Origin of the sequence: Mesorhizobium sp. B2-6-2 (assembly GCF_006440615.1) — a bacterium.
GTDB lineage: Bacteria > Pseudomonadota > Alphaproteobacteria > Rhizobiales > Rhizobiaceae > Mesorhizobium.
Window position 1 is genome coordinate 537,029 of the sequence record NZ_VFUG01000001.1, and the last position, 25,947, is coordinate 562,975.

Annotated in this window: 24 protein-coding genes; 6 read left to right on the forward strand and 18 right to left on the reverse strand. The window is 64.9% G+C overall.

Annotation, left to right across the window (positions count from 1 at the left end):
* The first annotated feature begins 89 nt into the window (after positions 1–89).
* A complete protein-coding gene (locus tag FJ419_RS02700; protein WP_140687283.1) occupies positions 90–2,471 on the forward strand; it encodes a polysaccharide biosynthesis tyrosine autokinase in 2,382 nt (793 codons plus the stop codon).
* A gap of 176 nt (positions 2,472–2,647) precedes the next feature.
* Here the strand turns inward: FJ419_RS02700 and FJ419_RS02705 are convergent, their stop codons facing one another.
* The 3 genes from FJ419_RS02705 to FJ419_RS02715 form a co-directional block, all read right to left on the reverse strand.
* Positions 2,648–3,361, reverse strand: coding sequence for a metallophosphoesterase (locus tag FJ419_RS02705; RefSeq protein WP_246679107.1), 714 nt, complete (start codon positions 3,359–3,361; stop codon positions 2,648–2,650).
* A 150-nt stretch (positions 3,362–3,511) separates the two neighbouring features.
* Entirely contained in the window at positions 3,512–3,835 is a 324-nt protein-coding gene (locus tag FJ419_RS02710; protein ID WP_246679108.1) for a hypothetical protein, read from the reverse strand.
* A 121-nt stretch (positions 3,836–3,956) separates the two neighbouring features.
* On the reverse strand, positions 3,957–5,864 hold the full coding sequence (locus FJ419_RS02715) for a propionyl-CoA synthetase (protein ID WP_140687286.1): 1,908 nt from the start codon (positions 5,862–5,864) through the stop codon (positions 3,957–3,959).
* A gap of 457 nt (positions 5,865–6,321) precedes the next feature.
* Here FJ419_RS02715 and FJ419_RS02720 point away from each other — a divergent pair, with 457 nt between their 5' ends.
* The 3 genes from FJ419_RS02720 to FJ419_RS02730 are packed head-to-tail and all read left to right on the forward strand — an operon-like array spanning position 6,322 to position 8,017.
* Positions 6,322–6,609 carry a PqqD family protein gene (locus FJ419_RS02720; protein WP_095766141.1) on the forward strand — a complete coding sequence of 96 codons (288 nt, stop codon included), beginning with the start codon at positions 6,322–6,324 and terminating at the stop codon, positions 6,607–6,609.
* Positions 6,609–7,040, forward strand: coding sequence for a lasso peptide biosynthesis B2 protein (locus FJ419_RS02725; protein ID WP_140687288.1), 432 nt, complete (start codon positions 6,609–6,611; stop codon positions 7,038–7,040). Before FJ419_RS02720 ends, FJ419_RS02725 begins: the two co-directional genes overlap by 1 nt.
* Positions 7,037–8,017 carry a serine kinase gene (locus tag FJ419_RS02730; protein ID WP_140687290.1) on the forward strand — a complete coding sequence of 327 codons (981 nt, stop codon included), beginning with the start codon at positions 7,037–7,039 and terminating at the stop codon, positions 8,015–8,017. Before FJ419_RS02725 ends, FJ419_RS02730 begins: the two co-directional genes overlap by 4 nt.
* Before the next feature lie 14 nt (positions 8,018–8,031).
* Here FJ419_RS02730 and FJ419_RS02735 read toward each other — a convergent pair whose 3' ends face one another.
* The 15 genes from FJ419_RS02735 to FJ419_RS02805 all read right to left on the reverse strand — a co-directional run bounded on the left by FJ419_RS02735 (position 8,032) and on the right by FJ419_RS02805 (position 22,350).
* A complete protein-coding gene (locus tag FJ419_RS02735; RefSeq protein WP_140687292.1) occupies positions 8,032–9,057 on the reverse strand; it encodes a nucleotidyltransferase family protein in 1,026 nt (341 codons plus the stop codon).
* A 267-nt stretch (positions 9,058–9,324) separates the two neighbouring features.
* Positions 9,325–10,311: a dihydroxyacetone kinase subunit DhaK gene (gene dhaK, locus FJ419_RS02740; RefSeq protein ID WP_140687294.1), complete on the reverse strand. Its 987-nt coding sequence runs from the start codon at positions 10,309–10,311 to the stop codon at positions 9,325–9,327.
* Positions 10,312–10,387: 76 nt separating this feature from the next.
* On the reverse strand, positions 10,388–10,819 hold the full coding sequence (locus FJ419_RS02745) for a hypothetical protein (RefSeq protein WP_140544092.1): 432 nt from the start codon (positions 10,817–10,819) through the stop codon (positions 10,388–10,390).
* A gap of 7 nt (positions 10,820–10,826) precedes the next feature.
* Positions 10,827–12,401: a phosphoenolpyruvate--protein phosphotransferase gene (gene ptsP / locus FJ419_RS02750; RefSeq protein WP_181170585.1), complete on the reverse strand. Its 1,575-nt coding sequence runs from the start codon at positions 12,399–12,401 to the stop codon at positions 10,827–10,829.
* Between the two features lie 41 nt (positions 12,402–12,442).
* Positions 12,443–12,745 carry an HPr family phosphocarrier protein gene (locus tag FJ419_RS02755; protein ID WP_040988690.1) on the reverse strand — a complete coding sequence of 101 codons (303 nt, stop codon included), beginning with the start codon at positions 12,743–12,745 and terminating at the stop codon, positions 12,443–12,445.
* A gap of 19 nt (positions 12,746–12,764) precedes the next feature.
* Positions 12,765–13,154, reverse strand: coding sequence for a dihydroxyacetone kinase phosphoryl donor subunit DhaM (dhaM, locus tag FJ419_RS02760; RefSeq protein WP_140650393.1), 390 nt, complete (start codon positions 13,152–13,154; stop codon positions 12,765–12,767).
* Positions 13,154–13,753 carry a dihydroxyacetone kinase subunit DhaL gene (dhaL, locus tag FJ419_RS02765; protein WP_140628953.1) on the reverse strand — a complete coding sequence of 200 codons (600 nt, stop codon included), beginning with the start codon at positions 13,751–13,753 and terminating at the stop codon, positions 13,154–13,156. The genes dhaM and dhaL overlap by 1 nt, the downstream gene beginning before the upstream one ends.
* A 10-nt stretch (positions 13,754–13,763) precedes the next feature.
* Entirely contained in the window at positions 13,764–15,404 is a 1,641-nt protein-coding gene (locus FJ419_RS02770) for a dihydroxyacetone kinase subunit DhaK (RefSeq protein ID WP_140687298.1), read from the reverse strand.
* Positions 15,405–15,465: 61 nt separating this feature from the next.
* Positions 15,466–16,479, reverse strand: a complete 1,014-nt coding sequence (locus tag FJ419_RS02775) for an ABC transporter ATP-binding protein (RefSeq protein WP_140687300.1) — start codon at positions 16,477–16,479, stop codon at positions 15,466–15,468.
* On the reverse strand, positions 16,472–17,578 hold the full coding sequence (locus tag FJ419_RS02780) for an ABC transporter ATP-binding protein (RefSeq protein WP_140687302.1): 1,107 nt from the start codon (positions 17,576–17,578) through the stop codon (positions 16,472–16,474). Before FJ419_RS02780 ends, FJ419_RS02775 begins: the two co-directional genes overlap by 8 nt.
* A gap of 2 nt (positions 17,579–17,580) precedes the next feature.
* Positions 17,581–17,784: a hypothetical protein gene (locus FJ419_RS02785; RefSeq protein WP_140687304.1), complete on the reverse strand. Its 204-nt coding sequence runs from the start codon at positions 17,782–17,784 to the stop codon at positions 17,581–17,583.
* 190 nt (positions 17,785–17,974) lie between these two features.
* Positions 17,975–18,925 carry a carbohydrate ABC transporter permease gene (locus FJ419_RS02790; protein ID WP_140687306.1) on the reverse strand — a complete coding sequence of 317 codons (951 nt, stop codon included), beginning with the start codon at positions 18,923–18,925 and terminating at the stop codon, positions 17,975–17,977.
* Positions 18,922–19,869: a sugar ABC transporter permease gene (locus FJ419_RS02795; RefSeq protein ID WP_095766217.1), complete on the reverse strand. Its 948-nt coding sequence runs from the start codon at positions 19,867–19,869 to the stop codon at positions 18,922–18,924. Before FJ419_RS02795 ends, FJ419_RS02790 begins: the two co-directional genes overlap by 4 nt.
* Before the next feature lie 217 nt (positions 19,870–20,086).
* Positions 20,087–21,418, reverse strand: coding sequence for an ABC transporter substrate-binding protein (locus FJ419_RS02800; protein ID WP_140687308.1), 1,332 nt, complete (start codon positions 21,416–21,418; stop codon positions 20,087–20,089).
* 233 nt (positions 21,419–21,651) lie between these two features.
* On the reverse strand, positions 21,652–22,350 hold the full coding sequence (locus tag FJ419_RS02805) for a PIG-L deacetylase family protein (protein ID WP_140687310.1): 699 nt from the start codon (positions 22,348–22,350) through the stop codon (positions 21,652–21,654).
* Positions 22,351–22,373: 23 nt separating this feature from the next.
* On the opposite strand from FJ419_RS02805, the gene FJ419_RS02810 reads away from it, so the two are divergent.
* Positions 22,374–23,264: a DMT family transporter gene (locus FJ419_RS02810; RefSeq protein WP_140687312.1), complete on the forward strand. Its 891-nt coding sequence runs from the start codon at positions 22,374–22,376 to the stop codon at positions 23,262–23,264.
* A gap of 55 nt (positions 23,265–23,319) precedes the next feature.
* Positions 23,320–25,782 (forward strand): ATP-dependent helicase HrpB, encoded by a 2,463-nt coding sequence (gene hrpB, locus FJ419_RS02815; protein WP_140687314.1) that lies wholly within the window; start codon positions 23,320–23,322, stop codon positions 25,780–25,782.
* Positions 25,783–25,947: the final 165 nt, after the last annotated feature.

Genomic DNA, 25,947 nt, shown 5'->3' on the forward strand with positions numbered 1-25,947 from the left:
ATCCTGGCAGCAACGTTGCGCGGTCTTTTCTGGTCACGACGCCGATCTACCAAGGCCGATAGCGCCTGCAACCTGGAATTGGACCGAAAATGAACTATGCCACCTTCCCCCTCGACAAGAGGATGCCGTTGCCCAGCACCGATCCGGAAAAGGGTGAAGACTTCATCGATATCGAGCGTCTGCTTGGCATGGCCGCCCGACAGGCCAAGGTGGTGGCGGTCTGCGCCATTATCGGTCTGTGCCTGGGCATCATCTATCTGCAGACTACGCCCAAGCAGTATACGGCGGTCGCCAGCGTTTTGATCGATGAAGGGCTGAACAAGGTCGTCGACGATATCTCGGCGGCGAGCGCCACGGTGCAAACGGACGCGACGATTCTCAGCCAGATAGAGGTTCTCAACTCGGCGCGGCTGGCGTCTGTGGTGGTCGACAAGCTGAAGCTCGATCAAAACCCGGACTTCATGAGCCCGCCGCAATCGGCTTTGGCCAAGGGTGTGGGGTTCCTGCGCAGTATTATCGGCTATTTCCGCGGCAGCTCGGCAAGCGAGCTCCCCGGCATCGAGAATGTCGACGCCGCGACGCGCGAAGCCATGATCAAGACCGCGACCCACGACTACGCGGTTCTCATGCTGCAGACCGGGTTGCTGGCGGATCGCGTCGGCCGTGCCAACGTCATCAGCATCGGTTATCAGTCGACAAATCCGGCACTCGCCACGGCCATCACCAAGGCCTATGCCGACGCCTATCTGGCCGACCAGCTCAACGCCAGCTTCGACGCCACCGAGCGCGCGGCCTTGTGGCTGCAGGGCCGGCTCACGGAGTTGCGTGAAAGCTCTCAGCGGGCAGCTATGGCCGTCGAGAAGTTCAGGGCCGAACATGGATTGTCTGCCAACAGCGACGGACAACTCCTGAGCGACAAGCAGCTCGCCGATCTCAACGCACAGCTCATCGTCGCCCAGGCCGATACCGCCAGAGCCAGCGCCCGCTATCAGCAATACAAGGCGATCGTCGAAAGCGGTTCCGAAAGCGCCTTCAACGATTCGGCCATCGGCGCCGACCAGCCGAGCAGCTCGGTCATCATCGCGCTCAAGACCCGCTATCTGGCCATTGCCAAGCGCCTGCAGGACGTTGAGACGAATTTCGGCAAGGATCACCCGCAAGCGGTCGCGCTGGCCAAGGAAAAGGCCGATGTCTCGGCGCAGATCTTCGGCCAGTTGAAACAGCTCACCGAAAGCTACCGCAACGATTTCGAGGTGGCGCAGGCGCGCGAAACGGCTTTGCGCGACAAGATTTCCACCGCCGCCGGTAAGAGCTCGATCGACAACCAGTCGCAGGTGAAGCTGAAGGAGCTCGACCAGCAGGCACAGGCGCTCACCACCCTCTATCAGACCTTCCTCAGCCGCTATGAGGAAGCTTCGCAGCAGCAATCCTTCCCGGTCGGCAAGGTCCGCATCATTTCCGACGCGACGATGCCGCTCGCGGCTTCCAGCCCGCGCACCTTGCGCGTGCTGGCGCTCTCGCTGGTGCTCGGCCTGATGCTTGGCGCCGGCTTCGGCGGCCTCAACGAGTTCAACGAGCGTTTCTTCAGGACGGGCGAGGACGTTCGCGACCGCGTCGGCCTGAAATTCCTCGGCTATCTGCCGACGATCGGCGGCGGCAAGGCCAAGGATACCAAAGCCGACGACCTGCCGGCCGACGGCAAGGTGGCCAGCCTCTCCGCGGCTGAGAGACGGGCGCGCATGCGCGTCAGCATCGACGCCCCGGCTTCGATGTTCGCCGAGACGCTGCGTAACGCCAAGATCGCCTTCGACGTGGTGATGGAAGACCGCGGCAGCCGGGTCATCGGCGTCATTTCGGTGCTGCCTGGAGAAGGCAAGTCGACGGTGGCCGCGAACCTCGCCGGCCTGCTCGCGGCCAACGGTGCCAAGACCTTGCTCATCGACGGCGACCTGCGCAATCCAGGCCTGAGCCGCAGCCTCGGCATGGAGGCCGAGCAGGGCCTGATGGAAGCGGTGGTCAATGGCCAGACCTGGCAGTCCGTCGGCAAGGTCGATCGCCAGACCAAGCTGGCGATCATTCCCGCCGTGCTGCGCGGCCAGTTCTCGCACACCAGCGAGCTTCTGGGCTCGGCCGGCATGCGGCGCTTCATCGAAAACGCCAAGGAGACGTTCGAATACATCATCGTCGACCTGCCGCCGCTCGGGCCCGTCGTCGACGCCAAGGCCTTCGCGCCGCTGGTCGACGGCTTTGTGCTGGTCGCCGAATGGGGCCGCACGCCCCGCAACATGGTGCGCTCGATGCTGGAATCCGAGCCCTATATCGCCAATAAGGTCATCGGCGCGGTGCTCAACAAGGTCGATCTGAAGAAGCTGGCGAAATACGGCTCGCTCGGCGGCTCGGAAAGGTTCTTCGACCGCTATTCGAGCTACTATCTGGAAAAATCGGAGCAGCACCCCAAGCAGGCCGCCTGAGGCGTGTTTCCGTTCCAAAAGACAGAGATCGGGGGCGGTTCAGCCTAGAGCATGATGCCGAAAAGCGTGGAGCGGCTTTCGGACGACATCATGCTCTATCTCTTTGATTTAGAGCCGGATTCAGATTTCAGATCGACTCGACCTGAAATCATCCGGCTCTAGGAGCGTGAACCGTCCTAATCCCTCGAAGACAGCAGCCGGCCGAATTTGCCGACGATCCTGAGCGCCGTCAGTCGTCCCGTTTGAAAGGCGCCGGTGTCGATGTCGAGCCGGCGTCCGTCGAGTGTCGGAATATCCACGATCGTGTGTCCGTGCACCACCCAGCGGTCGAGACGGTGCGCCGCCTGGAAGAACTCCTCGCGAATGTTGAGCAGATCGCCCTCGTCCTGCGCCTCGAGCGCCACGCCGGGACGGATTCCGGCATGCACGAAGACGAAATGCTCGGAGCAGACCATCGACGGCAGCGTGCGCAGGAAGTCGACATGGCTGGCCGGAATGGCCTCGCGTATGCGCGCATCCGCCTGCTCGCTCGAACCGTAGAGGCTTATCAGCCGGTCAGGGTCAACGCCGTAGGAGAACAGGGTTTCGCGGCCGCCATAGCCGAGCCAGGTTTCACGCGAGAGATGACCGTCCAGATAGAGGAGCAGCGCGACTTCATGGTTTCCCACGAGGCAGATGCGCTGGAAGCCCTTCGGCGGCGGCGCCATCAGATGGTCGATCACGCGCCGCGACTGCGGCCCGCGGTCGATATAGTCGCCCAGCATGATGATGATCTTGCGACCGCGGAAGCGCTGCGCATCGATCTGGATCTTTTGCTCCAGCGCGCGCAGTTCGTCGTGGCAGCCGTGCACGTCGCCGATCACGTAGACGACCATGTCGCGCATGTCCATGACGAGGCGCTCGCGTGGCGCAGGTCGAGGGCGTCTCGATCGTTGGAAAAGATTCACGGATTGAGGCTCGGCTACTTGCACTGATCTGCGCCTCGATATCATGCCGAATGCAAACAATTCCACACCGGCGCGCGATCGGCAGCCGCGTCGTCAGGCGGCCTTCAACCGATAGCGGAACAGCGTGTGGTCCAAGAGCAGCCGGATGCGCGGCTCGGTCTCGGTCGCAATAGCGGCCAGATAAGGCACGCCGGCGCGCATCAGGGCGCCGAGCATCGCCGCGCCGACGACATCATGGATGAGATAGAGCGGATAGGTTGTCATCCCGATCCGCCGCCAGCCGGGCCAGGAAAAGTCGAGGCGCAGCGACAGCGCCATCAGCGCGACAGCCGCCATATAGTGATAGAACATCACCATGACGGCAGCCAGGAATCGCAGTATGTCGACGCCGCCGAATGTCGTCTTGTGCTGGGCCATGCCGTACCTTCGGTATGGCCCCCCACGCAAATTTTAAAGTTTATTGCTGCGTTGCACAATAAGCGATTGCAGTGCGGGACAAATTGGTGAATTGATCCTTAACGCGGTCGTCTGCCGGCGACTACACCCCGATGCCGCGTCCCTTCAGCGCCGCCGTGATCTCGTCCAGGATCGCCGGATCGTCGATCGTCGCCGGCATTGTCCATTCTTCCTTGTCGGCGATCTTCTGCATCGTGCCGCGCAGGATCTTGCCGGAGCGGGTCTTGGGCAGCCGCTTGATCGTCACCACGGTCTTGAACGCGGCAACCGGGCCGATCCGCTCGCGCACCAGCCCTACAACCTCACCTTCGATCGCGCCGCTATCGCGCGACACGCCGGCATTGAGCACCACGAAGCCGAGCGGCACCTGGCCCTTCATGGCATCGGCAATGCCGATGACCGCGCATTCGGCGACATCGGGATGGGCCGCCAGCACCTCTTCCATGGCGCCGGTCGAGAGCCGGTGGCCGGCGACGTTGATGATGTCGTCGGTGCGGGCCATCACATAGAGGTAGCCGTCCTCGTCCATCATGCCGGCGTCGGCCGTCTTGTAGTAGCCGGGGAACTCCTCGAGGTAAGCCTGGCGGAAACGGGCGTCGGCGTTCCACAGCGTCGGCAGGCAGCCGGCGGGCAGCGGCAGCTTGACCACGACATTGCCGAGCGTGCCGCGCGCCACCTCGTGGCCGGCATCGTCGAGGATGCGGATGTCGTAGCCCGGCATCGGCACGCCGGGCGAGCCGTATTTCACCGGCAAAAGCCCGAGCCCCGCCGGATTGATCGTCATCGGCGAGCCGGTCTCGGTCTGCCACCAATGGTCGATGACGGGACGGTCGAGCTTCTGCTCCGCCCATTTTATCGTTTCGGGGTCGGCGCGCTCGCCGGCAAGGAACAGCGTGCGGAACTTCGACAGGTTGTATTTCGGCACGAACTCGCCCCTGGGATCCTGCCCCTTGATGGCGCGGAAGGCGGTCGGCGCGGTGAACAGCGCCACCACGCCGTGCTGCGAGATCACCCGCCAGTAGGTGCCGGCGTCCGGCGTGCCGATCGGCTTGCCTTCGAACAACACGCTGGCGCAGCCATGCAAAAGCGGCCCGTACACGATATAGGAATGGCCGACCACCCAGCCGACATCGGAAGCCGCCCAGAACACTTCACCCGGCTTGACGCCGAACTCGTTGTCCATGGTCCATTTCAGCGCGACCATGTGGCCGCCATTGTCGCGCACGATGCCTTTCGGCTGGCCGGTCGTGCCGGAGGTGTAGATGATGTAGAGCGGGTCGGTGGCTAAAACCGGCACGCAATCGACATTGGCGCCGGCGGCGCGTTCGCGCGCAACCGCATCGGCATAGTCGAAGTCGTAATTGTCCTTCATCTCGCAGCGCAGCTGCTCGCGCTGCAGGATGAGGCAGGCGTCAGGCTTGTGCTTCGACATCTCGATCGCCTTGTCGAGCAGCGGCTTGTAGGCGACGACGCGGCCTGGCTCCAGGCCGCAGGAGGCGGTGATGATCAGCTTCGGCTTGGCGTCGTCGATGCGGGTGGCGAGCTCGTGCGAGGCGAAGCCGCCGAACACCACCGAGTGCACGGCGCCTAGCCTCGCGCAGGCAAGCATGGCGATAGCGGCTTCCGCCACCATCGGCATGTAGATGATGACGCGGTCGCCCTTGCCGATGCCGCGATGCCTCAGTACCGAGGCCAGCGCGACGACCTCGCGCTTCAATTCGGCATAGGTGAATGTCCGGATCGTGCCGGTGATCGCGCTGTCATGGATCAGCGCCAGCTGGTCGGCGCGGCCGCCCGCGACATGGCGGTCGAGAGCGTTATGGCAGGTGTTGCACGTGGCGCCGGTGAACCAGCGTCCATAGACGCCGGCTTCCGGATCGAAGACCTTTTCGGCCGGCCTATACCAGTCGATCGCCTTCGCCGCCTCGGCCCAGAACCCTATGGGATCGCTTTTCCAGCCCTCATAGACTTCGTGATAGCGTGAGGCCATCCGCCTTCCTCCCAAGAAACGTTCTGCCGCCCTGCCATAGACTAAGCCGCGCATGGCGGCCATGTCTTCCTGCATTTTGGTCGACATCGCCGGCAAACGTCTCTGTTCGGCGCCTTCGGTGGAGGCGTCGCTGTCGCGGTCCGAGATATCAGCCGGCTTAAAGCGGCAGCGCCGCCAGCATCAGCCCGACGCCGCCGGCGATCAGGATGGCCGCCGCAAGCGCCTTCCGATGGCGCTCGAACGCCGTCGGAGCCCGTTCCCAATTGTAACGCATACAGATCACTCCCCAAAGCCCGGCGGACTCATAGCTTACTTAGGGGAAGCAAGGCAAGACTTCGCTAATATTCCCCCCCGCGAAGGGCAGGCCTGCGGCGCCGGTCGTCCCCCTTCGCCATGCATGGCGATGGACAGCCTCGCGGCGCCGCGCTAATTGCTCTTGAGCGAAGGGAGCGGGCGGATGGCTGAAATCGGCTCTGAAACGGTGCTGCGCATGGCGGACGATGCGTCCGTGCAGCATGTCGGCGATGGAGCGGTCGTGCTTTTGGCGCGCAGCGGCCAGCTTTACACCTGCAACGACACGACCGAGGCTTTTCTCGACAAGGTGAACGGCGCGCGCAAGCTCGACCAGATCGTCGATCTGCTGTCGGAGGAATTCGAGGTCGACAAGGCAACGCTCGATCAGGATATGGCCGAATTGGCCGCCGAACTGGTGGCTGAAGGCATCCTCGCTGACCCGGACGCGTGATGGCCGACGGACCGGTCCTGCGCGCCTTGTTCCGCGTCCATTTGTGGCTCAGCGCCCGGCTGATGCCGGTGCTGGTCGGCCGGCGCGATTTCGAAAGCGTGTTGAAACTGGCGCCGCTGCAGTCGCCCGCACCCTATCGCGACTTGCACTGGACCTACATCGTCCATCGCGTCAAGCGGACGGTGCGACGCCCCTGGCTGATGCGCGACCGCAGATGCCTTCGCGAAGGTCTGCTCGGCTTCCGCTTTCTGCGCATGGCCGGTCTTAATCCAGAGCTGCGTTTCGGCGTCGACGCCAGGTCGATGCACGAGCCTCGCCTGTCGGCGCATTGCTGGGTCTGCCTCGACGGCACGCCGGTGATCAGCGACAGCCAGCCCGGCATGGTGGAGATCTACCGCCACCCGGCCAGCATGAAGGCGCCAGCCGCTTGAGCGACCAGACCTTCCGCTATGATCTCAACGGCCAGGTCATAGGCATCACTGCCGCGCGTGCCGATCTTTGGCCGAGCTTCGACCTGATGCTCGGCGCCCTGCGTGTGAACGAGCCTGTCCAGCCCGGTTTTCGCGTCGACATCGTCGAAACGCTTGAGTTGCACGAGAACCCCGAAGGAAAGCTGGCTTTCGACGGCGACGTGCCGCTGGACGGCCATTGCCGCATGATCGACGCCGGAGGCGTCTTCCATCTCGTTTTTCCGGGCCAGCAGACGCTGTCGATCCACGACGGCGAGGGCCGGGCCGAAATCCGTCTTCATCCCGACAGCAAGATCAAGTGGACCCCGCTGATGATGGTGCTGGATGCAGCACTCGATGCGGACGGCCAGCATATGCTGCACACCGCGGGTCTCACCTTGCCTGGAAAGGACGGCCTGGTTCTCATTCATGCGCCAAGCGGCACGGGCAAGTCCACCACATCGCTCGCGCTTGCCTCGCGGGGCTTCGGCCTCTGCTCGGACGACGTGATGATCCTCAAAGCAAGCGCGCAGGGCATCACGGCCTGGGGCATGCCGCGCAAGGTGAAGGTCCACCGCAACACGGCGGCGATGCTGCCCTTCGTCGCGCCCTGGCTGGACGAGAAGTGGGACGCCGAGGGCGAGCAATCCGTTTCGCTGGACCGCCTTGGCGAAATCATCCGTGTCGAGGATGTGCGCGCCAGGCCCGTCGCGGCGCTCCTGCACCTTGCACGCTCGGCAGACACCGAGACCCGGCTGCTGCCGATGGCCAGGACAGACGCCATGGTGGCTTTGGCCACCGACAATGTAAGGACCGGCATGACCGGCCTGCTGTCGCTGCAGAAAAGGCGCATGGCGACGATCGCGACGCTGGTGAAGGCGGTGCCGACCTTCACGCTGGAAGTCGGGGCAAATCCGGTCGAGGCGGCGGCGCTGATCCGCGCCGCGGTGGATATTTAGCGAGGCTCCCGAGCTCAGACTGGATACGGTCGCGGCCGCGCCAGCCTCTGCACCCAGCGGAAGGCATCACGGCTGAGGCGCGAGCGCAGCTTTTCGCGCGAATTGACCCGAAGCAGCATGTTGCCGGTGATCAGCCATTTCGCCAACCGTATCGAGAGGTCCGGCTTGATGCGGTCGGCAAGCTCGATCGCGCGCGGCGCGCCGAACAGACGTCCGGTGACGTTGAGGACCGTGGCCAGCTCGAGCTCGATGCCGGTCATGCGGGCGGCATCGAGCAGCCGCGCTTCCTCTTGAGACGATTTCAGCGCCCGCACGCCTTGCAGCACGTCGACGCAGAGCTGCAGGCGGTGGAACTTGTGGCCGCCGGCGGCATGGACGATGGCGATGGTGAGCAGCGCGGCCGGTGTGTCGGTTTCGCCGCCGTCGATCGCCTGCAACTCGCGAAAGCCAAGCGACAGGCGTCTGCGCATGCCGGTGTCGTGCACCAGATTGCCATGCAATTCGATCAGCAGGCTGGAGTTCTCTTTCTCCAGCCATTTGAATTCCTGCAGCTCGTGCGACTCGGCCTCGTCGCTGCCGAGCTCGAAGCCGCATTCGCCGATGGTCTTGTTGGCCTCATCGATGCTGGCGGGGTCGACGAGAATGTCGATGTCGGTGAAGGGACGGTCCGCAACTTGGCTATAGAGCTTGCGCGCGAACACCGGTCCCTTGACGATCCGGGCCGGCACGCCTTTTGTCGCCAGCGCCTTCATGATGAGGTCGCCGTGGTACTGCAACAGCATCGATTGGCCGGTCGCCATCGTCGCCTCGTCGCGCAACTCCGACAATTTCCGCTGCAAGGCTGCGTCTTGCGGCAGTTGAGCGTCGCCGATTTGCCGGAGTTTGCGCAGCATGATCGGCAGCACACCGTGGAACTCGGCGTTGACGAGCAGCGCCAGCAGAGTTGCGGCCGCAACATCCCGGCCGACAGCAGGCGGCGCCTCGGGGTCGGCAAAGGTCAGCAGCAGCTTTTCATCGGCAGGCGCAAGAGAAGGCAGCATCAACCCGGACGGCGTTCGAATGATAGGAACAAGCCCATGCTTGCAGAAAATCACGCTGGAAACCAGTGCGCGGCGGCAGAGCCAGCTTGCAAGTTTGACTTTCCGCGCGGATCCTCCATTGTCTGAATTCGATCTGGAGGGTGTTGGAAATGACAAAGAAGAAATATGCGGCGCCTTTGCTGCGCAAGGCTGGAAAACTGTCCAGCGTGGTGGCCGGGGCGTCAACGCCGTTTTGAGGCGTTCGGGGTCGGTTTTGGCTAAAGCCGGCTACATCCCCCAGCGCAGCGCCGCCGTGTGTACCGGCGCGTCCCAAAATGCCGACGTTTCGTCGTCCAGCATGGTCAGCGTGATCGAGCATCCCGCCATGTCGAGCGACGTCACATAGGACCCGACGAGCGAGCGAACCACCGTCACGCCCTTTTTCTCGAACACCCTGCGGGCGCTGTTGTACATCAGATAAAGCTCCATGGACGGCGTGCCGCCGAAGCCGTTGACGAACAGCAGCGCCGGCCCTTTGGCGCGATCGCCGAGGTCGCCGGCAATCGCCGCACAGACCTCCTCGGCGATCGCGTCGGCGCTCTTCAGCGCGTCGCGCCGCCGGCCGGGCTCGCCATGGATGCCGACGCCGAATTCCATCTCGCCGTCGCCGATCTCGAAGGTCGGCTTGCCGGCGGCGGGCACAGTGCCGCTGGTCAGCGCCACGCCCATCGAGCGCGTCGCAGCGTTGACGCGGTCGCCCAGCGCCTTGAGCGCGGGCAGCGGCATGCCTTGCTCGGCTGCCGCGCCGACGAGCTTTTCCACCACCAGCGTGCCGGCCACCCCGCGCCGTCCGGTCGTGTAGGATGAGTTCTCGACCGCGACGTCGTCATTGGTCACCACCTGCAGCACGCCGTCCGCCATCTCGGTCGCCATGTCGAAATTCATCACATCGCCTTCGTAGTTCTTGACGATGAACAGGCAGCCTGCGCCGGTATCGACGTCCCGGACGGCCGCCAACATCTGGTCGGGCGTGGGCGAAGTGAAGACCTGGCCGGGGCAGGCGGCGTCCAGCATGCCGTGGCCGACAAAACCGCCATGCAGTGGCTCGTGGCCGGAGCCGCCGCCCGAGATCAGCGCCACCTTGCCCGGCTTCAGCGCCCTGCGGCGGATGAATTTGTGCTCGTCGCCAAGCACAAGGATATCGGCATGGGCGGCGGCGAAGCCATCGAGGCTCTCGGTCAGGACCGTGTCCACTGAATTGATGAATTTCTTCATGGCAGTCCTCCCGACGTCTTAGTTTACGCAATTCCGAACGGAAAACCGCTGGACACTTTCCTGGAATTGCTCTTGCTCAGCCGCTGCCCTTGCCGGCGATGCTGGTTATTTTCTGGATGAATTCGTTGATCGCACGGTCGAGCGCGGCGTTCTGCCTGTCGTCGCCGAAATCCGGCACGATGAGCGAGACGTGGCGCGTCTTGCGGGGCCCCGAGGCTGCGGGCGCCTTGCCGGGATGCGCCTGGTGATAGGCGGCCATGAACTGGTCGCGCTCGGCCTGGCTGAAGTGGCAGACGGAAAAGATGGCCGGCAGGTGCCTTGACGGGATCGGGATCGAATAGGCCGGGCTGGAGATCTGTGTGACGAAGCTGCGGTGCTTGCCGAGCGCATCGGCAAGGCGCTGGCGCATACCCGACGGACGCTGGTCGATCACCTGCGACAGGATCGTCTTATAGGCGCGGATCGCCTCTTCCGAGCCTGTTTCCGATATCTTCTCGGTCCTGGCCATGCCGCGTCTACACTGCAACGTCTGCGATGGCCGCCTTGGCCATGGCGAGTTGCGCAGGGGCGACCGACAGGTCGCGCAAGCCCGCCGCGAGCAGGGCCGGGATGGCTGCGGGATCGCCGCCTGCGTCGCCGCATAGGCTGACCGGAATACCTTTCTCACGTCCGAAGGCGGTGACCGCAGCGATCAGCCGCAGCACCGCCGGGTTGCGGACGGAGTTGAGATGCGCGACCGCCGCGTTGTCCCGCGCGGCCGCCATCACGTATTGCGTCAGGTCGTTGGAGCCGATCGAGAAGAAGGCGACATCGGCGAAGGCTTCCGGCGCCAGCGCGACGGACGGCACCTCGACCATGATGCCGAGCGGCGGAAGCCTGTGCGCGACGCCCTGCGCGGCAAGCGCGGCTTGTTCTTCCGCGAACAGCGCGGCGGCTTGGCTGTACTCCTCGGGCGTGGCGATCATCGGGAACATCACCTTCAGATTGCCGTGGATGGCGGCGCGCAGCAATGCCCGTATCTGCACGCGAAAAATGTCGCGCCGCTTAAGCGAAAGCCTTATGCCGCGCAGACCGAGAAACGGGTTGGTTTCCTCGACGGTGAAACCCGGCACTGGCTTGTCGCCGCCGGCATCGACGGTGCGGATGGTCACCGGCTTGTCGCCTGCCCATTCCAGCACATTGCGATACGCACGGTATTGCGTCTCCTCATCCGGCACTGTCTTACCGAACAGGAACTCCGTGCGCATCAGGCCGACGCCGTCGCAGCTTTCGATCTCGATGCCGTCGACATCGGAAGGGTAGGCGATGTTGACCTGGACGCGCACGGCGGTGCCGGCCTTGGTCACCGCCGGCTCCGTCAGGAATGTCCGCGCAGCGCCCTGGCGGTCGGCGAAGGTGGAGGCGGACTGCCGGAAGGCTTCGATCTCGGCGGGCGAGGGCGAAAAGACGATCGCGCCGCGTTCGGCATCGAGCAGCGCGACACCGGTGCGCGTTTCACCCTCATCGCCGAGACCGACAACCATCGGCACGCCGCGCGAGCGCGCCAGCATAGCGACATGGCTGGCGGTGCTGCCGCGCCTGAGCGCGATGCCGCCGCCCTTGCTCCAATCGGTTTCGAGGAAGCGCGTCGGCGCGATGTCGTCGCCATAAAGGATCGCGCCCGGCGGTGTCGCGGCCTCGCTGTCCTCGCTCAACGCCCGCAGCACCTGGTCGCGGATGTCGCGCAAATCCGCGGCGCGGGCACGGAAATAGTCCTGGTCCGACGTTTCATAGCCGGCGATCTCGCTGTCCAGCGCCGCGCGCCAGGCGGCGTCCGCCGGCTGTCCGGAACCGATCGCCGACAAGGCCGGACCGCTCAGCGCGTCGTCCTCCAGCATGGCGATGTGGAATTCGAGAATGCCGGCGGCGTCGCCATTGGCGGTTTCGACCAACGCCGCCAGCCGGCCGACGGCCTTGCCGATTGCGCTCACCAATGCGGCTTGTTCTTCCTCGGCGCCCCCCTTGGCCTTGTAGCTGGCCGGAGGCTGGTCGAGATCGAACAGCGGGCCTTCGGCGTAGCCGGGAGAGGCGGGGATACCCTCAACCCGCATGGCTCGCATTCCTTGCGGGCCTGGCGACATTCAGATCGGCCTCAAGCGGACCGGGCATGATCCGCGTCCTCGTCGAAGTCACGCTGCACCAGATCGACCAGCGCCTTCACCGCCTGGGCCGCGCCGTCGCCCTTGGCGCGGATATGCAGCATGGTCCCTTTCGGCGCCTTGGCCGCCATCACCTTGACGATGCTCTTGGCGTCGAACCAGGGGCCGTTGGCCGCCACCGCCACCTCCACCTCGGCCGCGAACGATTTGGCGAGCTTGGTGAACTTCACCGAAGGGCGCGCATGCAGCCCCACCGCGTGGGTGATCAGGACCGTTGCTTCGGCGGATGCGGACATTCAGTCGGTTCCCGTTCGTTCACGACGGCGACAATTCATGCGCCGTCGCCACCACTTCCTTGAGCGAGGCGCCGCCGGAGGATTCGGTTGCCGCCATCACCGCGCCCTCGACGATCGGCGCGTTGCAGACGACTATTCTGTGGGAGCGCGGCTCGCCGATCATTTCGACCGCCATCTCCGAGTTGGTCTCGGCGCCGCCGAGATCGACCAGTATGGCGACACCCGCTTCCGACCAGGCCTTGTCGATCGCGTCCATGATCGCCTCGACGCTGGTGCCGAGGCCGCCATGGCCGTTTCCGCCGCACCATGCAAGCGGCACTTCGTCGCCCACCATCTGGCGCACCATATCGGCCGTGCCCTCGGCGACCAGGGGCGAATGCGAGACGATGACGATACCGACATTGCTCATCAAATGCCCTCGACAGTTTCGGCGACTGCGCGCACCAGCAGCGCGGTCGAGCGCGCTCCGGCGTCCATATGCCCGATCGAGCGTTCTCCCAGAAAGGAGGCGCGCCCGCGCAGGGCCTTCATCGGCACCGTGGCCTCCGCGGCCTTGTCGGCTGCGTCGGCGATTTCGCTTGCCGACTTGCCTTGCGCCAATGCCTCATACACCGGCGCCAGCACATCGAGCATGGTTTTTTGGCCAACTTGAGATTTACCCCGCGCCGCGACCGCCTCGATCGCCTTGCCCAGTGCCGCGGCCAAGCCGCTTCGATCGGGTGCTGCCGGCAATTCCTTGCCGAGCGCCATGAACAGCGTGCCGAACAACGGGCCGGACGCGCCGCCGACGGTCATCACCAGTTTGGTGCCGACAGCCTTCAGCGCCTCGGGCAGCGGCTTCGCTGAAAAGGCGTCGGCCTCGGCGCGCACCGCCTCGAAGCCGCGCTTCATGTTCAGCCCGTGGTCGCCGTCGCCGATCGCCTGATCGAGCGCGGTCAACTCCTCGGCATGCGCCGCGATCGTATCGGCCGCCGCCGCGATCAATCGGGAGAAATCTGCTGCGGCCATTTCCTGTCCTTCATGCCGGGGCGAACAGCGCCGTCACGGCGGCGAAAACCTCGGCGACCGCGAAGGCGCCGGGATCCGCTGTGTCGAGCTGCCTGCCGATATAGGCGGAACGGCCGGCCTTCGCCTTCCGCATCGCGGCGGTTGTCTCGGCGCCTTGTCGCGCTGCTTCTGCCGCTGCTTCCAGCCCGCTTGCGTCCAAGGCTTTCAGCGCCGGCTCCAGTGCATCGACCATGGTGCGGTCGCCGATCCTGGCGCCGCCATAGAAGGTCATCCGGTCGAGGCCGGCAAGCAACGCCTTGCCGAGCGACGCGCCGGTGCCGAGCGATTGCGACGCGGCGGTGAAGAAGATCGACAACAGCACGCCGCTGGAGCCGCCCATCGACGTGCCCAATGTATCGCCGATTGCGGCAAATGTCGCGGCCCTGTCGGCGAGCGGCAGCGTCTCGATGCGCTCGAGAATGCTGCGCGCCCCCGTCGCCACGGTCGAGCCGGTGTCGCCGTCGCCGGCCTTGGCGTCGAGCCCGTTGAGCGGCTCTTCGAGCGCGATCAGCCTTTGGCAGGCGGCGCTGATCAGCCGCTCGGCGGCCGCATCGCGGCTGGCGGGCTTGATGGCTGTGCCTATCCCAGGCCTGGCCATCGCGATAACGACCGGCTGACGAACCGGCTTTGCCGGTAGCCAGGCATGCGGGCCGACCGGCGCCAGCAGCGCCGCCTCGCGCTCCGCGTCGAGCCTGAGCAGCGACAGCGAGAAGCCGTTCATGTTGAGCGCCGTCATCAAATGTCCGGGGCCGACGGTCAGCGCCACGGCCTTGGCCAGCGGCGAGGCGAGCACCGCATTGGCGATCAAGGACATTTCGAGCGGCGGCACCGAGCCGAGATTGTTGATCAGCAAGGCGTAGCGGCTGCCGGGATCGAGCCGCGCCGCGAGGCGTTCGGCCATGACAGCGACGAATGCGCCGGCGCTCTGCAGTGCGATGCGCTCGACGCCCGGCTCGCCATGGATGCCGAGGCCGAGCTCGCCATCATCCGCGCCGAAGCGTTCCTCATGCGCCTGTCCGGGGATCGAGCAGGAGGAAAGCGAGATGCCGAGCGAGACGATATCGGTTGCCGCTGCCCGCGCCGCGGCAGCGACCGACGCCAGATCGCGGCCGGCTTCGGACAGATGACCGGCGATCTTGTGCACGAACAGCGTGCCGGCAACGCCGCGCGGCTGCGCAATGTCGGGCAGCGCGATGTCGTCGCCGACGATCACCATCTCGACCGCAAGGCCCTCGGCGCGCGCCTTCTCGGCGGCCAGGCCGAAATTGAGCCGGTCGCCGGTGTAGTTCTTGACGATCAGCAGGCAGCCGGCGGGGCCGGTCGTCGCGCGGATCGCCGCCAGCACCGCCTCGACGCTCGGCGAAGCGAAGATCTCGCCGGAGACGGCCGCCGTCAGCATGCCGGCGCCGACGAAGCCGGCATGCGACGGTTCATGCCCCGCGCCGCCGCCGGAAACGATCGTCACCTTCGTCTTGTCCCAGTCGGCGCGCAGCACGACCTTGATCTCTGGATAGCCGTCGAGGCGGGCCAGCGCCCCCGATCCCACCGTGGCGAGGAAGCCGTCCAGCGCCTCGGTGACGATCGTGTCCTTGCGGTTGAAAAAGTGCTTCATGAATTTCGTCCAGTCCGTATCTGCGGTCGTCAATCGGTTTGCAAATTTATGCGCGAGCCGGCTACATCAATCTTTGCCCGTCCGAGCCGAAATAGAGCGGCGCCATGTAGCGGATCGTCACTCTGTCCCCCTTTGCGAGCGGCGTATCGGGATCGGTGAGCGTCACCAGCTTTTTCGGCCCCACCGTCACATGAAGGTGGTTCTGGTCGCCGAGATGCTCGACCCAGTCGACGACGCCGTCGGCATGGCCGTTCGTCGCCTTCTCGATCGCGAGATGCTCGGTTCGGGCGCCGATCGTCGTCGTTCCGGTCGGCGCGCCGCCGACAGGCAGCAGCCCGGCCGGCAGGAGGTTGATCGCCGGCTGGCCGAGGCGCGCCGCGACATGAAGATTAGCCGGCTCAGAATAGATCGCGCGCGGCGTGCCGATCTGCACAAGCATGCCGTCGGCGAGGATGCCGATGCGGTCGGCCATGGTCATCGCCTCGATCTGGTCGTGCGTGACATAGAGCATGGTGGCGCCGAGCTCGGACTGGATGCGCTTGAGCTCGAGCCTGAGATCGGCGCGCAGCTTGGCGTCGAGCGAGGACAGCGGCTCGTCCATCAGGTAGATCGCGGGCTTCCTCACCAGGGCGCGGCCGATGGCGACGCGCTGCATCTCGCCGCCGGACAGTTTCGTCGAGCGGTTGTCGAGCTTGTGATCGATGCGCACCATGCGCGCGACTTCCTCGACGCGCCGCCGCACAGTCTCCTCCGGAAACCGCCGCGCTGGCGAGCGCAGCGGGAAGGCAAGGTTGTCGAACACCGAAAGATGCGGATAGAGCGAATATTGCTGGAAGACGAAGGCGGTGTCGCGTTCGGCCGGCGACAGCGCCGTCGCGTCATGGCCGCCGATGTGGATCGTGCCGCTGTCCGGCCGTTCCAGCCCGGCGATCAGCCGCAGCGTTGTCGTCTTGCCGGCGCCGGTCGGCCCGAGCAGCACGACGAATTCGCCGTCCTTGATCGCGAGGTCGAGATCGTCGATCGCAACGGTGTCGCCAAAGCTCTTGGTCACGCTCTGGATGTGAACGTCAGCCATGGCGCGCCTCCGCTGCCTGATCATGCATGACGGTCCTGACCGCGCGACCGGACCCCTTCTCGAACAGCGACAGCCGCGCGCCGTTCAGCGCCAGCCCGACCTGCTCGCCGGGGCTGAGATGGATGCCGGCAGACACGCGCGCCTTGATGATGCCGTCGGCCGTCTCGACCGCAACGATCTGCGTGGTGCCGAGATATTCGGTTCCGTAGATCGCGCCGCGCAGCTTCGAGCCGTCGTCAAAGCGGATATGCTCGGGCCGGATGCCAAGCGCCATGTCGGCGGGCGCGACGTCCTCGCGGACTTCCGGCACCGCCACCTTTGCGCCCTGCACGACGATCTCCTTCGCGCCCCTGGCGAGCCCGCCGCCGAATTTCAGGAAATTCATCGGCGGCGAGCCGATGAAATCGGCGACGAACATGGTTGCCGGCCGGTCGTAGATCTCGCGCGGGCTGCCGAACTGCTCGATGATGCCATGGTTCATCACCGCTATCTTGTCGGCCATCGACATCGCTTCCATCTGATCGTGCGTGACATAGACCGTCGTGGCATGAATGCGGTTGTGCAACTCGCGCAGCTCATGCACCATCAAATCGCGGAATTCGGTGTCGAGGGTCCCAAGCGGCTCGTCCATGAGAAAACATTTCGGCCGCCGCACGATGGCGCGGCCGAGCGCGACGCGCTGCCGGTCGCCGCCAGCAAGGCCGGAAACGGACTTGTCGAGCAGATGGTCGATGCGCAGCAGCTTTGCTGTCTCCTCGACACGGCTTCGGATTTCGGCCGAGGGCATGCCCTGCGCCAGCAGCGGGAAGCCGATATTTTTGCGCACATTCATGTGCGGGTAGAGCGCGAAGAGCTGGAAGACGAAGGCGATGTCGCGCTCGCGCGCCCGGCGCATGGTAACGTCCTCGCCGCCAAGCAGGATCTTGCCGCCGGTCGGCAGCTCGAGACCGGCGATCATGCGCAGCGTCGTCGTCTTGCCGCAGCCGGACGGGCCGAGCATGACGAAGAACTCGCCGTCCTCGACGACGAAATTGGAATCCTGCACGGCGACGAATGCGCCGAAGGCCTTCCTCAGATTCTGAACACGGATCTCGGCCATCGTTATTCCGGGAATTTCGAGACGATGATGAACATCACCGTGCCGGTGAGCATGGTGACGAAGGAATAGGTGTAGAGCGAAAGCGCGAAAGGCTGGAACAGCATCAGGAAGCCGATCGCGATGATCGCGGTCGCAATGTTTTCCATCAGGCCACGCCTTGCCCAGCGCGGCCAAGAGGAGCGCTTGGTGGCAACAGAGCGGTTCATGCTGCACCCCCTTCCTTCTCCCCGTTCACGGGGAGAAGGTGGCCCGAAGGGCCGGATGAGGGGCGGCGCAAACGCTCCTGATTAAGGCTTATGTCGGCGCTGCCCCTCATCTGCCTGCCGGCATCTTCTCCCCGTGAACGGGGAGAAGGGGCGCTTCCGCGGCGCTGGTTCGATATTTGCCGACTATTCATCATTTGCGCACCGCGCCGAAGGTGATGCCGCGCAAAAGTTGCTTGCGCAGCAGGATGGTGAAGACGAGGATCGGCACCAGGAAGATGGTCGTGCCCGCCGCCACTGCCGGCCAGTCCTGGCCGCCCTCGCCGATGATGGTCGGGATGAAGGGCGGCGCGGTCTGCGCGGTGCCGGAAGTGAGCAGCGCTGCGAACGCATATTCGTTCCAGGCAAAGATCAGGCAGAAAATGGCGGTCGCGGCGATGCCGGTCGTCGCCTGCGGCAGCACGGTGCGCCAGAAGGCCTGCAGCCTGGTGTAGCCGTCGATCATCGCGGCCTCTTCATATTCGCGCGGGATCTCGTCGATAAAGCCCTTCAAGAGCCACACAGCCAGCGAGACGTTGACCGCGGTGTAGAGCAGGATCATGCCGAGCGCGGTGTCGGAGAGGCCGAGCTCGCGGTACATCAGATAGATCGGGATCGCCACCGCGATCGGCGGCATGAAGCGCGTCGACAGGATGAAGAACAAAAGGTCGTCGGCCAGAGGCACCTTGAAGCGCGAGAAGCCATAGGCCGAGAGCGTGCCGAGGAACACGGCGCAGAAGGTCGAGCCGAAGGCGATGATCAGCGAATTGACGAAGCGCGGCAGGAAGTTCGACGGCCCGGCGATCACCATGTTGCGCTTGCGCACGGTCTCGTCGCAGAAGCCGGTCGCCGGTCCGAGCGACTTGATATAGTCCGGCGTCTGCCTTGTGCGGGTCGTGAACAGGTTGCAATAGCCCTCGATGCTCGGCTGGAAGATGATCTTCGGCGGATAGGCGATCGAATCCGGCGGCGTCTTGAAGCTGGTGGCGAAGATCCACAAGAGCGGCACGATGGAGATCAGCGCATAGGCTATGATGATCGTGCCGGCGATCAGCTTCGCGTTGGACGAGGGCGCTACGACGGAATGGGCGGTGGTCAGGCTCATCTCTGCTTCACCTTGTTGAGCGCCTTGACGTAGATGTTGGCCAGCCCGAACACCGCAACGAACAGGATGATGGCGAAGGCCGAGGAATAGCCGGTGCGCCAGCTTTCGAAAGCCTGCCGCTTCAGCGTGATCGAGGCGACTTCCGTGGTCGAGCCGGGTCCGCCGCCGGTGAGCAGGTTGACCATGTCGAACATCTTGAAATTCTCGATGCCGCGGAACAGCACCGCCAGCATGATGAACGGCAGCGCCATCGGCAGCGTGATCGACCAAAACTGCCGCCAGTTGGAGGCGCGGTCGACCTCGGCCGCCTCATAGATGTATTCGGGAATGGAGCGCAGGCCGGCGAGGCAGATCAGCATCACGTAAGGCGTCCACATCCAGGTGTCGACGATGATGATCGCCCACGGCGCCAGCTCGACATTGGACAGCATCTGCACATTCGTCGGCGGAATGCCGGTGACGAAGGAGACGACATAGGAAAACAGCCCGATCTGCGGCTCGTAGAGGAAGCGCCAGAAATTGCCAACCACGGCCGGCGACAACATCATCGGCACCAGGATGATGGTGGTCCAGAAGGCGTGGCCGCGAAACTTGCGGTCGATCAGCCAAGCCAGCGTGAAGCCGATGACGGTCTGCAAGAGGATCGTCCAGAACACGAAATGCGCCGTCGTCTGCATGGCGATCCAGATGTCCTGGTCGCCGAGGATGCGCTGGTAATTGGCGAGTCCCAGATTCTTCACCACCTCGTTCGGCCGGTTGGCGCGGAAATTGGTGAAGGAGAGATAGATCGCCCAGAACAGCGGGAAGATGTTGATGGCCAACAGCAAAAGGATCGTCGGCGAGATGAACAGCCAGGCGAGGCCCTTGTCGCTGATGCCCCGGATCTTCTTGGCCAACGGTTCCGGTGTTGCCCGGGCAACGTTGTCCGCAGTCCGATCGAGCATGGTAAGTCCTGCTTCGGTCACGGGTAAGTCTCGACTGTGGAATTTATCTGAACTGCGTCCCGTGCCAAGGGCGGCACGGGACCGAGAGCACGATGCCGAAAAGTGTGAAGCGGTTTTCGGACGACATCGTGCTCACTCTCTCTTTGGTCCGGAGCGGATGATTTCAGGTCTGTTCGACCTGAAATCATCCGGCTCCGGGATCAAGCTCGGGAGGAGCCTACATCTTGCCGTCGTCCTGGAAGACCTGCGTCCAGTCCTTGACCAGCCCGTTGAGCGCGTCCTTGGGCGAGCCCTGGCCGGCCACGACATAGTCATGGAAGCGCTTCTGCGAGGCCTGCAGCAGCGGCGCGTAGCTGGGTTCCGCCCAGAAGTCCTTCACGATCGCCATCGAGTCGAGGAAGGCCTGCGCATAGGGTTGGCTGGACGGGAACTTCGGGTCCTTGACGACGGAGTTCAGGCAGGAATAGCCGCCGAGCGACCACCACTTGGCCTGCACATCCTTGTTGGCGAACCACTTGATGTATTTCAGCGCCGATTCCTGCTTGTCGGAATAGGAGACCACCGAAATGCCCTGGCCGCCGAGCTGCGCGAACTGGTCGCCATCGGGACCCTTCGGATTGACGAAGTAACCGATCTTGTCGCCGCCGACATTCTCGTCCTTCTGCAGACCGGGCCAGGTGAAGGCGAAGTTCATGTGCATCGCCACCTGGCCGGATTTGAAGGCGTCGACACCTTCGCCCATGTAGCTGTTTGAGGCGCCGGGCGGCGTGCAGCAGTCATAGAGCGACTTGTAGAATTCCAGCCCCTTCACCGATTTCTCGGAATCGACGAAGCCTTCCATCTCATAAGGCTTCTTCGGGTTCTCATACTGGAAGCCGTAGCTGTAGAGCACGTCCATGGCGCCCATGGTGATGCCTTCCGAGCCGCGCTCGGTATAGATCGAGGCGCCATAGACGGTCTTGCCGTCGATCTGCCGCTTCTGGAAGAATTCGGCGATCTGCTTCAGCTGGTCGAAGGTGGTCGGCGGGGCGAGGTCCCAGCCATACTTCTCCTTGAATTCCTTCTGCAGCTCGGGCCGCGAGAACCAGTCCTTGCGATAGGTCCAGCCGACGACATCGCCCATGGCCGGCAGGGCCCAGTAGTTCGGCGTGTTCTTCGGCCATTCCGAATAGCCGACCACGGTCGCCGGCACGAAGTCGTCCATGCTGATCTTCTCCTTGTCGAAGAAGTCGTTCAGCTTGACGTAATGGCCGTTCTCGGCGGCGCCGCCGATCCACTGGCTGTCGCCGATGATCAGGTCGCAGAGCTTGCCATGCGAGTTGAGCTCGTTGAGGAAGCGGTCGGCGTAATTGGTCCATGGCACGAACTCGAATTTCATGCCGATGCCGGTTTCCTTGGTGAAGTCCTTCGACAGTTCCACGAGCGCGTTGGCCGGATCCCAGGCCGCCCAGCACAGCGTCAGGTCTTCCGCATGCGCGACGTTCGAGACGGCTGTCGACGCAAAGATCGCCGAGGCCAGTCCCAACGCCAGTTTCAAGGTCGATTTCATGCCTTACCTCCCATTTGCGAAACGCGTCCGGATGACGGTTTCAAGAGCCCTCAACCCTCGCTCCTCCGAGGGCCTGAACATGGCACGCTACGCGTCGCCGATGTTTAGTAATTTGTTTAGTGATGCGCTTTTTACTAAACAACGCAAGCGAATTCGTTGCTGCGCCGCAGCATGGCGAAACGCGTCATTGAAATCGTTGGGAAATGATCCCGGACGCTTCTGTCCTGCTGATGTCAGCTGGCCGCGTCGGCGGGGCCCGGACTTGTCGTCAGCGGCCGGATCGGCGGCGCCGGCGGCAGGAGCGCGCGTATGTCGGCGAAGGGGAAGGTCGGCTCGAAGCGAAAGGCCTCGGCCAGCGCGCCGGGTGCGCCGTTGCACTGTCCGGCGCGAAACTCGTTCTGAAGGCGCGCCCTGTGCACATAGTGCTCCGGACCCTGTGACTGGTGCGCGAGGATTGCTTTCGCCTTGATGTCCCAATGATGCGAGATTTCGACATAATGCGTCGGCGAAAAGCCGGTGCCGCCGAGCGTATCGGCATGCAGCACCGGCACCGCGAAGGATGCGGCGAGCCGCACGCCGTCGGACAGGGCGCGGTGGTCGCCGTGATAATCGGAGGGCGCATGGGTGATGGCGAGGTCGGGCTTCGCCTCGCCGATCAGTGCCTTCAGCGCCGCAATGAACGCGGCATCGGCGACGAGCTCCCCGTCGGGAAAGTCGAGGAAGCGCGGCTCGACGCCGAGCAGGCCCGCCGCCTTGGCCGCTTCCTTGCGCCGCAAGCGGGCAAGCGCCTTGGGGTCGCCCATGCCGCCTCTGGCACCATCGGTGGCTATGGCGAAAGTCAGTTCTGCGCCTTGCGCGGCATAGGCGGCCAGCGTACCGAACATGAATATCTCGATATCGTCGGGATGTGCCCCCAGCGCCAGTATCTTCACGTCTCTCTCCCGGAAATGGAATCGTGCCGAACGGAATCCTGCTCGCTCTTCTCGCTTACGCAAACTATTCGTTCAGCGACGCCGTCATCAAGGGTCTGGGCGGGCAGTTCACCGTCTTCGAGATCGGCTTCTTCATGACCTTGTTTGCCGGCTGTTTCCTCTTCTTCACCCGGCCGAAGGAGGAGCGCTGGCGCGATTTCTGGCGTACCGGGCGGCCCTGGGCCGTGCAGGCACGCGCCTGGGCCGGCATCGCCTCGGGCGTGCTCAGCGTCTATGCCTTCACCAGCATTCCGCTGGCGGAGGTTTATGCGCTGCTCTTCCTGGCCCCGTTGCTCGTCACCGTGCTTTCGACCGTCATCCTGAAGGAGGAGGTCGGACCCTGGCGGTGGCTTGCCGTGGTCGCGGGCTTCACCGGTGTCATGCTGGTGGTGCGGCCGGGCTTCCGCGAATTGCATCTTGGCCATCTCGCCGCCTTCGCCAATGCCTTCGTCGCGGCAACCATCGTCATCCTGATGCGCTCGCTTGCCCAGCAGGAAAAGCGCACGACCATGTTGGGCTCGCTGATCGGCTATGGCCTGCTCTTCAACGGGGTCGGCGCGGTCGCGACGTCATTTACGCTTCCCAATCTGTGGCAACTGGGCTGGCTGGTCCTGGGGGGCCTGTTCACCGCCGGCGGCCAATTGCTGCATCTCCTGGCGGCCAAATACGCCCCGGCCAATCGCATCGCCCCCACGCATTATTCGCAGATCGTCTGGGCGGTTATTCTCGGCGCGATGTTCTTCAGGGAATATCCCGACGCGATGACGCTGGTCGGCCTTGCCGTCGTCGGCGCCTCAGGCCTCCTCACCATGGTGCGCGAGGAAGTGCGGCTTGGCACAGTGCGCTGGAACCCGTTTACGCGTGCGCGGCTTTGACCTGCATGGGCCCGACACGTTGCACGGCGACCGCGACCGCTGATATGCGGGCAAAATGACGACGAAACCCTTGCCGGAGCTTCCGGTCACAGCCGTGCTGCCGGCGCTCGGCGAAGCGCTCGCGCGGTGCAGCAGCGCCGTGCTGGTGGCGCCGCCCGGCGCCGGCAAGACGACGCTGGTGCCGCTGGCGCTGCTCGACGCGCCTTGGCTCGGTGAGGGCCGGATCGTGCTGCTCGAGCCGCGGCGGCTCGCCGCCCGCGCCGCCGCGCGCCGCATGGCCGAATTGCTGGGCGAGGAGCCCGGCGGCAGAGTGGGCTATGCCATGCGCATGGAGAACCTCACCTCGGCGCGGACCAAGATCCTGGTCGTCACCGAAGGCGTGCTCTCGCGCATGATTCTCGACGATCCGGAGCTGCCCGGCGTCTCGGCGGTGATCTTCGACGAATTCCATGAACGCTCGCTCGACGGCGATGTCGGCCTGGCGCTGGCGCTCGACGTGCAGGGCGCGTTGCGGCCGGACCTGCGTCTGCTGGTCATGTCGGCGACGCTCGACGGCGCGCGCGTGGCGAAGCTTTTGTCGGAGGCGCCGGTGATCGAAAGCGAGGGCCGCGCCTATCCGGTCGAGATCCGCTACGACGAGCGGCCGGCAGGCACAGCGATTGAGGACGCCATGGCCAAAGCCGTGCGCGCGGCCTTGGCCGGCGAGCCGGGCAGCGTGCTTGCCTTCCTGCCCGGACAGCGCGAGATCGAGCGCACCGCCGAGCGGCTCGCAGGCAACGTCGCGGCCGACACCGACATCGTTCCGCTCTATGGCCAGCTCGACAACAGGGCGCAGGACGCGGCGATCAGGCCGGCGCCGGCAGGTCGCCGCAAGGTGGTGCTGGCGACCTCGATCGCCGAGACCTCGATCACCATCGACGGCGTGCGCGTCGTCATCGATTCCGGCCTGTCGCGGCTGCCGCGCTATGAGCCGGCGAGCGGCCTGACCAGGCTTGAGACCGTGCGCGTCAGCAAGGCCTCGGCCGACCAGCGCGCCGGCCGCGCCGGCCGCACTCAGGCCGGCGTGGCGGTTCGCCTGTGGCGGGCCGAGCAGACCGCGTCGCTTCCCGCCTTCACGCCGCCGGAAATCCTTGAGGCCGATCTGTCTGGGCTGCTGCTCGACTGCGCCGCCTTCGGTGTCGCCGATCCGTCGAGCCTCTCCTTTCTCGATCCGCCGCCGGCGCCCGCTCTCAACGAGGCGAGGGTGCTGCTCAAGGCGCTGCATGCCATCGACGATGCCGGCAGGTTGACCGAGGCGGGCGCCGCCATGCGCAAGCTGGCGCTGCCGGTGCGGCTGGCGCATATGGTGGCCGAAGCGGCGAAGAGCGGCCACCCGCTCGAAGCAGCGACGCTGGCCGTGCTTTTGACCGAGCGTGGGCTGGGCGGCGACAGCGCCGATCTGGAGCGGCGTCTGATCCGGTTTCGCGGCGAGAAATCCCCTCGCGCCAATGCCGCACGGCAATTGGCGGAGCGTTTGGCCGGGCAGGCTGGCGGAGACAGAAGCGACACGCCGGCCGGCGCCGGCTCGCTCCTCATCCATGCCTGGCCGGATCGCGTGGCAAGGGCGCGCGGCGAGCGCGGCCGCTTCGTGCTCGCCAATGGTTCGGGCGCCATGGTCGATGTCGCCGATCCGCTCGCCAATGAAACCTGGCTTGTGGTCGCCGACCTGCAGGGCAAGGCGCAGAACGCCCGCATCACCGCCGCCGCGCCGGTCGGCGAAGTCGATATCCGCGCCGCCCTTGCCGACCGCATCGAGACAAAGCGCGAGACGAGTTTCGACCGCGAGCGCCGCGCCGTGCGCGTGCGCGAGACCGCGCGTCTCGGCGCCATCACGCTTTCCGAGCGCATGCTGCCCGCGCCGTCCGGCGCCGATGCCGACCGCGCCATAACGGATGCCTTGCGCGAGCACGGCCTGTCGCTGCTCGACTGGGGCAAGGAAGCGGAGGCTCTCCGGCAGCGGCTCGGCTGGCTCAATCGCGGCCTGGGAGCGCCCTGGCCCGACGTTTCCGATGAAGCGCTTGTCGAGGGCCTCGACGATTGGCTCCTGCCGTTTCTCTCCGGCGATGCCTCTTTCGCCGCCATAAAGCCGGCGACGCTGTCGTCGGCGCTGATGGCGCTGGTCCCGCACGACCTGCAGCGCAAGGTCGACGCATTGGCGCCGACCCATTTCGACGCGCCGTCGGGCAGTCACGTGCCGATCCGCTATGACGGCGAATGGCCGGTGCTTTCGATCCGCGTGCAGGAACTGTTCGGGCTCGACCGTCATCCGGCGATCGCAAACGGAACCGTTCCGCTGACGCTCGAATTGCTGTCGCCGGCACACCGCCCGATCCAGACGACGCGCGATCTTCCCGGCTTCTGGCGCGGCTCCTGGGCGGATGTGCGCGCCGACATGCGCGGTCGCTACCCAAAGCATGTCTGGCCGGAAAACCCGCTGCTGGCCGCCGCCACCAGCCGCGCCAAGCCGCGCGGGACCTAGTGGCAGGCTCACGGCAGTGAACCGCATACCTTTGCGATTGGCGCAGACGCTCATCACGTCGTCATCCTCGGGTCTGCGCTCCGCTTCGCGTTGCTCCGCCCGTAGATGACGAAGTCGCGAAGCCTCAGCCAATGGGCCGAGAAAACGATGAAATACCGGCTGCCA